This window comes from Aquimarina algiphila, assembly GCF_007489275.1.
Taxonomy (GTDB): Bacteria; Bacteroidota; Bacteroidia; order Flavobacteriales; family Flavobacteriaceae; genus Aquimarina; species Aquimarina algiphila.
Map to the genome: position 1 here is coordinate 1 of NZ_VLNR01000161.1, position 1,410 is coordinate 1,410.

General features: G+C 36.2%; 3 protein-coding genes. 2 read left to right on the forward strand and 1 reads right to left on the reverse strand.

Annotation, left to right across the window (positions count from 1 at the left end; translation table 11 throughout):
* Window positions 1–125 precede the first annotated feature (125 nt).
* On the reverse strand, window positions 126–296 hold the full coding sequence (locus FOF46_RS32025) for a hypothetical protein (protein WP_167572029.1): 171 nt from the start codon (window positions 294–296) through the stop codon (window positions 126–128).
* Window positions 297–492: 196 nt separating this feature from the next.
* On the opposite strand from FOF46_RS32025, the gene FOF46_RS30780 reads away from it, so the two are divergent.
* Window positions 493–954: a hypothetical protein gene (locus FOF46_RS30780; RefSeq protein ID WP_143919243.1), complete on the forward strand. Its 462-nt coding sequence runs from the start codon at window positions 493–495 to the stop codon at window positions 952–954.
* Window positions 954–1,410: hypothetical protein (locus FOF46_RS30785; RefSeq protein ID WP_143919244.1), on the forward strand; the 457-nt coding region annotated here is incomplete at its 3' end. The genes FOF46_RS30780 and FOF46_RS30785, both read left to right, overlap by 1 nt.

Genomic DNA, 1,410 nt, shown 5'->3' on the forward strand with positions numbered 1-1,410 from the left:
GCTGTAAACAATATCATTCCAAGGGTTTACCAAGAGGTATAAGCCTGGTAAACCCTTATATATATAGAAAAGGAGTATATATACTCAGAACATATTTTTGTAAACAGTCTTAATTCTGACATAATTTAATAATCAACACCGAAAGCTTCAAAGATCAATCGTACCTCATAGGGGTATAATAATTGTCGTCTTCCAGTGTCCAATCCATCAATTTCTTTCATTTTTCTGCGTAATGTCTGTCTGCTGATGCCAAAAAATGTGCTTAATTCCTGTTTTGTTTTAAAGGTAAACCTCATATCCTATTGTGATTTAAAATGTATTAATGTGTATTAGTGTGATAAGGAGTTACAACAACTTAAATTAGTCATAGTTACCTCTCGTACACCCTTAATTTACTACTATTTTTATTAAAAACAACTTTTATTTTCCAAGATACAAAACCCGTTTTGAACCCTCTTTTTTTTGACATTCCTTTGATAAAAAACAAAGATTATGTTCAAATGGATTGCAGGTGGTTTGGCGGCTTTTTTTTCGATTCGGTATTTATCCCGGTTGCAAAGGGCAAGCACTAATATTACTTCCCGGATTCGGGTAAGCATCCATAAGGTCAACCTAACCGGAATTGAATTAAAAGCAGCGGTTCAAATACAGAACCCTAATCCAGTGACTTTAAAACTACAGCATCCTTTTGTCAAAATCTTGTTTAAAGATAAACTGCTAGGAAGTTCAACTATTGAAAATACAATTATCGAAATTCCGGAGAACAGTCAAAAGGATTTTGATTTACGGATACAATCCGCAGGTTGGTTAACACTGATCCAGATATTAGGCACCAAAGTGGTCGGCGATATCCGATCTGCAAACCCTATCGAACTCAAAATTCAAACCCAAATTATCACCAGGGTCAATGGTTTACCCTATGAGCAGTTTGATAACATCATACTAAAACTCTAATGCAGGCACAGGCAAAAAGACATATCAATTCCGGAGTTCAGTATAACGCGTTTTTTCCTAAAAGTATCCAAAACGATGCTGTTATTGTAGGACAAGGAAAAGCAAGATTACAGGATACCCTACAATTAATGCGAAAAGTCATTGCGGAAACTCTTGATGATACAGTAGTATTAGCAAAGAAACTAAATACTAAAAACCGCTATGAGGTCTGTAGGAATATCTGGAATTTCGTCTATGGTCATATCCAGTATACAATGGATGCTACGGGCATAGAACAGGTACGCAGACCTTCACGTACATGGGCAGATAGAACTACAGGGGTCGATTGTGATTGTTATACCGTTTTTATAGGAAGCATTCTCACCAATTTAGGGATTCCATACCAGATGAGGATCACAAAATACGGAGGTAAAAAGCACTTTCAGCATATATATCCGATTGTCCCTTTTAAGGGAG

Excerpts from the sequence above, each read along its gene's own strand:
- FOF46_RS32025 (WP_167572029.1), bottom strand. The coding sequence starts at position 296 with ATGAGGTTTACCTTTAAAACAAAACAGGAATTAAGCACATTTTTTGGC.
- FOF46_RS30780 (WP_143919243.1), top strand. The coding sequence starts at position 493 with ATGTTCAAATGGATTGCAGGTGGTTTGGCGGCTTTTTTTTCGATTCGG.